This window comes from Geitlerinema sp. CS-897 (assembly GCF_028368005.1).
Taxonomy (GTDB): domain Bacteria; phylum Cyanobacteriota; class Cyanobacteriia; order Cyanobacteriales; family Geitlerinemataceae; genus Baaleninema; species Baaleninema simplex.
In genome coordinates this window covers 1-8723 of record NZ_JAQNCQ010000243.1, presented here as the reverse complement: position 1 = coordinate 8723, position 8723 = coordinate 1, and the positions used below count along the sequence as shown (strand labels likewise).

The following is an 8723-nucleotide window of genomic DNA, read 5'->3' as shown; positions in this document are numbered from 1 at the left end:
GCTGTTGAGTTGTTTGGCAAAAGGGAACTCGATCGCCAAACTCTTACACAAAGCCTGCATTTTGGCTCTCGTGCAGTCACGGGTATCCATCCACAGTCGCAAGCACTTATTTCTGATGAACTGTCCGGTACGGATCGCTTCATCAAGTGCTTGATACTGCTTTGGCAAACCTTTGAGTTTGGCTTCTCGAACTAACATTGCTGTTGTTGATTCCCCTATATCCTTCCATCTTACCACAAGAATTGTCGGGTAAATTCGCCCTAGAAGGTTTGCACTGCTTGCACTGCTTGCACTGAGCTTGTCGAAGTGAGCTTGTCGAAGTGAGCTTGTCGAAGTGAGCTTGTCGAAGTGAGCCAAGTCGAAGGCTTGCCCTGAGCCAAGTCGAAGGGGGCGAGGCTTTAAACCCAGCTCTTTTGGTAACGCAAGAGAGGGGGAGCTTCTTCAGGGAAAAGGGAAGAGGGAAGAGGGAAGACAGGGAGCCAGGGAACAACTGTTAACGGCTCGCCGTTCCCTGAACAAGAACCCCAGTATCGTGGAAATACTGGGGTTCTGGCAGTCTAGCTGCAACGAAGGGCAGATCTGACGAGGATTAGCCTAAAAGTGCTTTGGCTTTGGCGAGAACGTTATCGACGGTGTAGCCGAATTTCTCCATCACAGTGCCGCCGGGAGCGGACGCACCGAAACGATCGATGCTCACCATATCGCCTTCAGCCCCCATATAGCGTTCCCAACCGAAGCGAGTAGCTGCTTCGACGACGAGACGCTTGGTAACGGCGGAGGGTAGCACGGATTCGCGATAGGCTTCGTCTTGTTCCTCGAACAGTTCGCAGGAGGGCATGGAGACGACGCGCACTTTCTTGCCTTCGGCGGTGAGTTTTTCAGCCGCTTCCACGCAAAGGGAGACTTCGCTACCGGTTCCGATCAGAATTAAGTCGGGGGTTCCCTCGCAATCCGAGAGGATATAAGCCCCTTTAGCCACGTTGTCGGCGGAACCCCCCGCCAGGTTGGGCAGTCCTTGACGGGTAAACGCCATCAGCGTGGGACGCTTGCGGTTAGCCACGGCCACTTTGTACGCCCCAGAGGTTTCGTTGCCGTCTGCCGGACGAATCACCACCAAGTTGGGGATCGCTCGCAGCGAGGCCAGAGTTTCCACGGGTTGGTGCGTCGGACCGTCTTCGCCCAGGGCGATCGAATCGTGGGTCATCACGTAAACGACACCCGCTTCGGACAAGGCCGACAGGCGAATTGCCGCGCGCATATAGTCGGCGAAGACCAAGAAGGTCGCGCAGTAGGGAATCAAACCGGAGTTGTGCAGGGCGATGCCGTTACAAATGGCACCCATGCCGTGTTCCCGAACGCCGAAGCGCAGGTTGCGGTTTTCGTACTGGCCTTTTTGGAAGTTACCGGAACACTTGAGTTCGGTGAGGTTGGAGTGGGTCAGGTCAGCAGAACCGCCGATGAGTTCCGGCAGGTTGGGGGCGAGGGCGTTGAGGCAAGCTTGGGAGTGCTTGCGGGTTGCCATGCCTTTGTCGTCGGGGGTGAAGCTAGGCAGGTCGGCATCCCATCCTTGAGGCAGGTCGCCGCGCAGCATCCGCTCGAACTCGGCGGCGTCGCTGGCGTACTTGCTGCGATAGGTATCGAGCAGTTGGTTCCACTCTTGCTCGGCTTCGGCTCCGCGATCGACCGCCTTGCGGAAGTGAGAGAGAACGTCTTCGGGAACGTCGAAGGGGTCGCGATTCCAGCCGAGGTTCTCGCGGGTGGCGGCCACTTCATCAGCGCCCAAGGCAGCCCCGTGGACGCCTGCGGTGTCAGCTTTGTTGGGAGAGCCGTAACCGATGGTGGTGGTGACTTTAATCAAGGACGGTTTGTCCGTCACTTGCTTGGCGGCTTCGATCGCCTTGTCTATGGCGTCGAGGTCGGTGTTGCCGTTTTCCACGTGTTGGACGTGCCAGCCGTAAGCCTCGAAGCGTTTGGCAACGTCTTCGGTGAAGGCGATATCGGTGGAACCGTCGATGGAAATGTGGTTGTCGTCGTAGAGGGCGATCAGTTTACCCAGCCCTAAGTGTCCGGCCAAAGAGCAAGCTTCGCCCGAGACTCCTTCCATGTTGCAGCCGTCGCCGAGAATGACGTAGGTGTAGTGATCGACGAGGGTGCAATCGGGTTTGTTGAAGCGAGCGGCCAGGTGCGCTTCCGCCATGGCCAGACCCACTGCGTTGGCGATTCCCTGCCCCAAGGGGCCGGTGGTCACTTCGACGCCTGCGGTTTCAAAGTTTTCCGGGTGTCCTGGGGTGACAGATCCCCACTGACGGAAATTTTTGATGTCATCGAGGCCGACGCTATCGTAGCCCGTCAGGTAAAGCAGGGCGTATTGCAGCATACAACCGTGACCGGCGGAGAGAACGAAGCGATCGCGGTTGAACCATTGGGGATTTTTGGGGTTGAACCGCATGAAGCGATCCCACAGCACGAAGGCCATGGGGGCAGCGCCCATCGGTAAACCGGGGTGGCCGGATTTCGCTTTTTCGACGGCATCGATGGCGAGAAAGCGAATGGCATTAATGCAGAGTTCTTCGAGGGATTGGGTGGCTACGGCCATAGTTTCTATCTTCTTGACAACGGTTTGCTCGGGGCTGGGTACGACCCGTTTTCTGTTTCTGTAAAATGGGGTGAAAGTCTTTCGAGTCGGAATGATTCTCGGGCTGCTTGTCGGGCGATCGCTCCGTTTTTACAGCGAGAAACTCCAGAGACCTTTTCCCATTTCACACCGATTCGATCTCGCGGTTTTATCGAGCAGGCTGGCAAAATGCAAACTGCCGATCGAGCGAGCGAAACCCCAGATTTCTCTAAGATTTCAACGTGGCTCTGTCGGGTTGGGAGTTGCCAGCACCATACCGATTCGACGTGCCGTTTCGCACGAGGATCTCATAAACGGTTCGACGATATCGTTTCGCTGCGGCGATCGTCGTGTCGAGAGGCGACAAAGCGGTTTCGACGATCGCGATCGCCATCAGAGTGAGTTCTTTCGTCCCCATCATCCCATTATGGGGATCGGGGGGCAAGAGGCCGCTCGAAACGAGTCTATCGACCCCGTTTTGATGATGTTATTGGTATTTTTTAAACACGAGCGTTACGTTATGACCGCCGAAGCCGAAAGAGTTCGACAAGGCCACGTTTACCGTATGCGATCGACTTTGCTTGGGTACGTAGTCGAGGTCGCAGTCGGGGTCGGGATTTTCGAGGTTGATCGTCGGCGGGACGCGATCGCGAGCCACGCTCAACACGGACAGGACAGCTTCGATGCCACCGGCTCCACCTAACAAATGCCCCGTCATCGACTTGCTCGAACTGATAACGATGTTTCTCGCGCAGTCTTCCCCGAGAGCAGTTTTCAGTGCGGCGGTTTCAGTGCGGTCGTTGGCCGCAGTACTCGTTCCGTGAGCGTTGACGTAACTCACGTCGGCGGGAACGAGGCCGGCATCTTTCAAAGCTAATTGAATCGCGCGGGCTGCGCCAGCACCACCGGGAACCGGTGAGGTCATGTGATAGGCATCGCAGGTCATGCCGTACCCGATGATTTCCCCGTAAATTTTTGCCCCTCGACTCAAAGCGAACTCGAGTTCTTCGAGCAAGAGAACGCCCGCTCCTTCGCCCATCACGAATCCGTCGCGTTCCGCATCGAAGGGACGGCTGGCGCGGCTGGGTTCGTCGTTGCGCGTCGAGAGGGCTTTAGCCGAAGCAAATCCAGCGACAGCCAGGGGCGTAACGGCGGCTTCAGTTCCGCCGCATAACATGGCTTGGGCATACCCTTGCTGGATCAGGCGAAAGGCATCCCCAACGGCGTTCGATCCGGCGGCACAGGCGGTCACGGGGCAGGAATTCGGCCCTTTAGCGCCGGTATGAATGGCAGTCAGTCCGGCGGCCATGTTGGCGATCATCATGGGTACGGTGAAGGGGCTGACGCGAGACGGACCGCGAGCGAGGTAGGTTTCCTGTTGGTCTTCCATCACTTTCAGCCCGCCGACTCCCGTTCCGATGATGACGCCGATTTGTTCGGCGTTTAAGTCGTCGATGGTGAACTTTGCATCGGCAAGTGCTTGCTGACTGGCTGACACCGCAAACTGAGCGAAACGAGCCATGCGTTTCGCCTCTTTACGATCGATATAGTCGTGAGGATCGTACCCTTTGACTTCTCCGGCGATGCGACAAGCGTGTTTTGACGGGTCGAAATGGGTAATCTGCCCGATACCGCTACGCCCATCGATCGCCGCCTGCCAAAAGTCTTCGGCAGTGTTGCCAATCGGCGTAATAGCACCGAGACCTGTTACCACAACACGTTTCGGTTTGAAGTTGGTCATGATGTCAGTCAGTGTCGAGGGATTTTACAGAAATGGGAGCAAAGCCCACGTCTTTCAAGCGTGGGACGAACGCGTTGAAGCTTTTAAGCTTCGAGGCTACAATTCTATTTGAGGCACAGGTAGCTAACCTCACAAAAAACCTGGCATCGAAGGGTGAGAACCTTAAAAACGGAAGTTTGGCGGTTCCACGCGGAAAACAGCTCGTGTGGGTAAAAGCTTCAAGCGTCAAGCACGAAGATTCAGAATTTTTGACTCCACTGTACGGTCGGGCAGACCGGAACAGGTATCCCCCCTTAGTTCCCCTTACCAAGGGGGGTTGGGGGGATGCGAAACGCACCGGCGCGATCTCGACCTCTGAGCATTTGGCTTCCGAGCCAAGTGCGTAAGTCGGATGGTTGAGCCAAGAATCCCACGAATAGAATTCGTGGGAGTGTCAAACCCAACCAATGCCTTGTACCGTAAAGAAAAAATAGAGGAGCGATCGAGAACTGAGATTCGTGGGGGAAGCGAATCCCTGGAACTCAGCTCTAGCGATCGCGGATCGATAACTTGTCGTGTTTAAGCTTTCGCGACGGGGGATTTTTCGCAAAGATAATCGACGGCTGCTTGGATCGTCACCATCTTTTCAGCGTCTTCGTCGGGGATTTCGATATCGAATTCTTCTTCTAACGCCATGACCAATTCGACAACGTCGAGAGAATCGGCTCCCAAATCGTTCGCGAAGTGGGATTCGGGCTTAATGGTGTCGGGATCGTCGATTTCGAGTTGCTCGGCGACAATGCTTTTAACTTTTTCAAAAACTGTTTCTTGACTCATCGTGTACGTCCTCGATAAATGGCGAAGCCACAGTCCGAACTCAACTGAGGCACTTCCGAGTATTCGGCGGGTTCCCCGTTTCAGACAACCGACACAACCGTTTGACTCGGACTGGCTCGCGCTAGTCCTGTCCTATATTATCGGAAAGCGCGACGCGATACGCAGTGTCGATCTCGATCGATTCTGTAAAATTCAGCACGATCCTTAATTTACTGAGGATTCGCGGGTTCGATCGCTTCGGCTTCTCCGGCCTGGACGAGGGCGCGGTAGGCGATGGCCGTGACGTCAGCTCGGGTCGCGGCGCGATCGAGGTCGAGTTCTCGGTTGTCGGGGTACGCGCCGAGCAGTCCGGCGTTGACAGCGGCCGCTACGGCGGGTTTCGCCCAGTCGGGGACGGTGTCGCGGTCGGTATAGTCGCCCAAGACGGCGTCGGGATTTTCAGGACTCTCGAGTCCTAACCCAGAACTGAGCGACAGCAACACTTCAAAGCGAGTAACGGGTTGTTCGGGTTGGAACACCTGACCGGGATAGCCTTTGAGAAATCCCAGTCGCACGGCTTCGTTAATCGCTTCGACCGCCCAGTATTCGCCAGAAATGTCGTTAAAGGCGATCGCCTCGCTCGAGGAGGTTCGTCCTTCAAAGATTCGTCCGATTAAGGCGGCGAACTGCGCTCGAGTCACGGGTTCTTCGGGGGCGAAGCGGTTTTCTTCGACGCCTTCGACAAGATTCCGGGCGGACATGGCGTCGATGTAGGGTTTCGCCCAGTACTCTTCGGGAACGTCGACGAAGCCGATGGGAGTTCCCGGTTCGGCTAGGTTCGGATCGACTTGGGCGGGGGGAGCGGTGGCGGTTTCGGTCGGCGTCTCGGGGGTTGGAGGTTCGGGAGTCGTCTCTAACGTCGTCTCGGGAGAGATGGGTTCGGGGGAAGAGGTGGGAAACGCGCCTTCTGTATCGCCGGACGCGTCGCGGTTGGGGTCTCGTTCTGAAGCGGGAGTCGAAGCGATCTCCCGATCGCTCTGTCGCCCGCTTTCAGTATCGGATTCGGCTTCGGTTTCGGGGTCGGGGGTGTCGGTCTCGGGTTCTCCGAGGTCGAAGGCGATCTCGCCAGTTGGGGTTTCCGTTTCGGTTTCGCTCTCGGACTCCTGACGAGGTTCGCTCGGGGAGGCGATCGCGTCGGACGGAGCGGTTTCTACGAGAGTCCAAGTGCGATCGCGATCGCCCAGCGCCCAAACTCCGATACCGCCCATGACGCCGAGGGCGATAAAGATCGCGATCCACTCGTCGCGACTGACGCGTCGGGAGGAGGGAGGTTCGGGGGGAGTGGGATTGACCATGCCGATCGCCTGTTCTTTCTTCCGTTTCCTTACGATACTATCAGCGAGCCTCGAATGTTGCTCGTCGATCGAGGATTGTTAAGAATTGGACTCCAATTGACGCAAAAATCGCTCGATGAGTCCGACGGTGACAGCGGGGAGTTCCAGTTGAGGCGTCAAACCCACGTCTTCGAGAACTTCAAACTGTTTGACCGCGTCGCGATTGAGGTCGGCCAGGCGTTTTCCGACATCGTAACTGACGAATTGGGTTTGTTTGCCCCAGAGCATGGCGGTGGGAACCGTCAGTTGGGGAAGATAGCGAGCCAAATCGAAGCAGCAGTCGCCGCGAACGAAGGATAAGGCGGCGTATTCGGCGTTGGGTTGCGTGGCCGATTCGAGATAGGCTTTGACGATTTCGTTGTAAATTCGGTTGGGTTCGGCGAACTGGCGTTGTTCGAGAAACGACTGAATTCCACCGGAGGTCGCGATCGCCGTGGTGTACAGGAGGCGATCGAGCAGGGGCGTTTTCACCAGTTGGGCGAAAAAGGTGTTGTTGTAATCGTTTCCGAAGTCGGACAAGCCGCTGGGATTGGTGAGAATCAGGGATTTAAACGCTTCGGGGCGATCGATGGCCGCTCGGATGGTAAATGCAGCGGTCAGAGACGACGCGATAACCGTCACCGCTCCCTCGCAGGTTTGCTCTAAAAATTCACCGATGGTCGTGATGTAATCTTCGGGTTTATAGTCTCGTTCGGGATGGTGCGATCGCCCCCAGCCTATTAAATCGGGAGCGAGAATCCGATATCGCGAGGCGAAGGCGGGATACACTTTCGACCATTCGTAAGCCGAGGAACCGCCCCCCAGTCCGTGAAGGAACACGAGGGTTGGCGAGGGCGTTTCTGACGGTGCGATCGTCCACATTTCCCCGCTGGCCGTGTAATACGCCATACGTCCGAGGGACGTTTCGATCGATTTTTGCTCGAATCCAGGTGGAATTAACATAATTGATAATTGAGAGGGAACAGGGAACGGGGAACAGGGAACGGGAATCGGGAATCGGGAATCGGGAACGGGGAATCGGGAACGGGGAATCGGGAACGGGGAACTTTTACAGTTAGCAGTGAACAGTGAAGACAGTTAACAAGTAACAGTTTCTTCCTTAGTCTCCCCTTCTCCCCCTCTCCCCCTCTCCCGTTCCGCCAGTTTTCTTCACTAAACGAATCCCTTCAATTTCCATCGTTTTTTCCAGGGCTTTGGCCATATCGTACAGCGTGAGGGCGGCGACGGAGACGGCAGTGAGGGCTTCCATCTCTACACCCGTTTCAGCTTTCGTTTTAACGGTCGCTTCGAGGCGATAACCCGGAATTTCGGAATCGGGGCTGATTCGCACGTCAATTTTCGTCAGCGGAAGCGGATGACATAGGGGAATCAGTTGAGAGGTTTGTTTGGCGGCGAGGATTCCGGCCAGTTTGGCAGTGGTGAGAACGTCCCCTTTGGGCGCGTTTCCCGATTCGATCGCTTCGAGGGTTTCCCGTTTCATGCGAATGACTCCGGCGGCTACAGCTTCTCTTACTGTGGGGGATTTGTCCGAAACGTCTACCATCCGGGCGTCACCGCCCTCGTCGAGATGGGTTAGAATTTTTTTCGGTTCGGGGGGTTGTCTCATCCAGAAATCTCTGTTAAGATGTAAATCTAGTGACGAGCGCGGTTTGCGAGTCACGAAAGGGCTTGTAGCTCAGTGGACTAGAGCACGTGGCTACGGACCACGGTGTCGGGGGTTCGAATCCCTCCTAGCCCGTTTTAATTGTAAAAGAGTTGTTCCAATTTGGAGCGACTCTTTTTCTGCGAACAGGGAACAGGTTTCCCCTCATCGCCTCACTGGTGACTGGTGACTGGTGACTGGTGACTGGTGACCGGGACGCCAACAAGCCCCGTCCTTCCAGGGCGGGGTGAGAGATGTTGCGGCTCTTCGGCTTCGCTCAGAGACCGCTTCAGCCTAGCTGCGGTAAAATGATACTATGATAATGGGTATCAAGTCGTGTTTGTCCTCGAATACAAAGTTAAGCCCAAGCCTCACCAAGTTCAAGCCATCGACGAGGCAATTCGGACGGCTCAGTTCGTTCGCAACAAAGCCCTGCGTTACTGGATGGACAATCGAGGCGTGGGGAAAGCTGAGCTATTTCGGTACAACACGCGACTCAGAAAAGAGTTTAAGTTTGTTGAAGAACTGAACTCTCAT

At 55.9% G+C, this 8723-nt stretch carries 7 protein-coding genes, 1 tRNA gene and 2 pseudogenes; 2 read left to right on the top strand and 8 right to left on the bottom strand.

Annotated features, from left to right (window positions below; all coding sequences use genetic code 11):
* The 8 genes and pseudogenes from POG22_RS15260 to moaC form a co-directional block, all read right to left on the bottom strand.
* A pseudogene (locus POG22_RS15260) lies at positions 1–198 on the bottom strand (RNA-guided endonuclease TnpB family protein); the annotation flags it as partial.
* Between the two features lie 391 nt (positions 199–589).
* The gene (gene tkt / locus POG22_RS15255; RefSeq protein ID WP_498906194.1) at positions 590–2596 is read right to left on the bottom strand and encodes a transketolase family protein; all 2007 of its coding nucleotides are present in this window, start codon (positions 2594–2596) and stop codon (positions 590–592) included.
* Positions 2597–2843: 247 nt separating this feature from the next.
* Positions 2844–3059, bottom strand: a complete 216-nt coding sequence (locus POG22_RS15250; RefSeq protein WP_498906193.1) for a hypothetical protein — start codon at positions 3057–3059, stop codon at positions 2844–2846.
* 42 nt (positions 3060–3101) lie between these two features.
* Complete coding sequence (gene fabF / locus POG22_RS15245) at positions 3102–4355, bottom strand: beta-ketoacyl-ACP synthase II (protein ID WP_498906192.1); 1254 nt, start codon at positions 4353–4355, stop codon at positions 3102–3104.
* A gap of 558 nt (positions 4356–4913) precedes the next feature.
* Positions 4914–5171: an acyl carrier protein gene (gene acpP, locus POG22_RS15240; protein ID WP_017662797.1), complete on the bottom strand. Its 258-nt coding sequence runs from the start codon at positions 5169–5171 to the stop codon at positions 4914–4916.
* A 209-nt stretch (positions 5172–5380) separates the two neighbouring features.
* Positions 5381–6505, bottom strand: a complete 1125-nt coding sequence (locus POG22_RS15235; RefSeq protein WP_498906191.1) for an S-layer homology domain-containing protein — start codon at positions 6503–6505, stop codon at positions 5381–5383.
* Between the two features lie 78 nt (positions 6506–6583).
* Positions 6584–7486, bottom strand: a complete 903-nt coding sequence (locus tag POG22_RS15230) for an alpha/beta fold hydrolase (RefSeq protein ID WP_498906189.1) — start codon at positions 7484–7486, stop codon at positions 6584–6586.
* 157 nt (positions 7487–7643) lie between these two features.
* Positions 7644–8150, bottom strand: coding sequence for a cyclic pyranopterin monophosphate synthase MoaC (gene moaC, locus POG22_RS15225; protein ID WP_498906187.1), 507 nt, complete (start codon positions 8148–8150; stop codon positions 7644–7646).
* Positions 8151–8208: 58 nt separating this feature from the next.
* On the opposite strand from moaC, the gene POG22_RS15220 reads away from it, so the two are divergent.
* Together POG22_RS15220 and POG22_RS15215 are read left to right on the top strand one after the other, a co-directional pair.
* Positions 8209–8282: transfer RNA gene (locus POG22_RS15220), tRNA-Arg, on the top strand.
* A gap of 240 nt (positions 8283–8522) precedes the next feature.
* Positions 8523–8723 (top strand): annotated as a pseudogene (locus POG22_RS15215) (RNA-guided endonuclease TnpB family protein); the annotation flags it as partial.

Bases quoted from the DNA above. Each gene is read 5' to 3' on its own strand.
- tkt (WP_498906194.1), bottom strand. From the start codon at position 2,596: ATGGCCGTAGCCACCCAATCCCTCGAAGAACTCTGCATTAATGCCATT.
- fabF (WP_498906192.1), bottom strand. From the start codon at position 4,355: ATGACCAACTTCAAACCGAAACGTGTTGTGGTAACAGGTCTCGGTGCT.
- acpP (WP_017662797.1), bottom strand. From the start codon at position 5,171: ATGAGTCAAGAAACAGTTTTTGAAAAAGTTAAAAGCATTGTCGCCGAG.
- POG22_RS15235 (WP_498906191.1), bottom strand. From the start codon at position 6,505: ATGGTCAATCCCACTCCCCCCGAACCTCCCTCCTCCCGACGCGTCAGT.
- POG22_RS15230 (WP_498906189.1), bottom strand. From the start codon at position 7,486: ATGTTAATTCCACCTGGATTCGAGCAAAAATCGATCGAAACGTCCCTC.
- moaC (WP_498906187.1), bottom strand. From the start codon at position 8,150: ATGAGACAACCCCCCGAACCGAAAAAAATTCTAACCCATCTCGACGAG.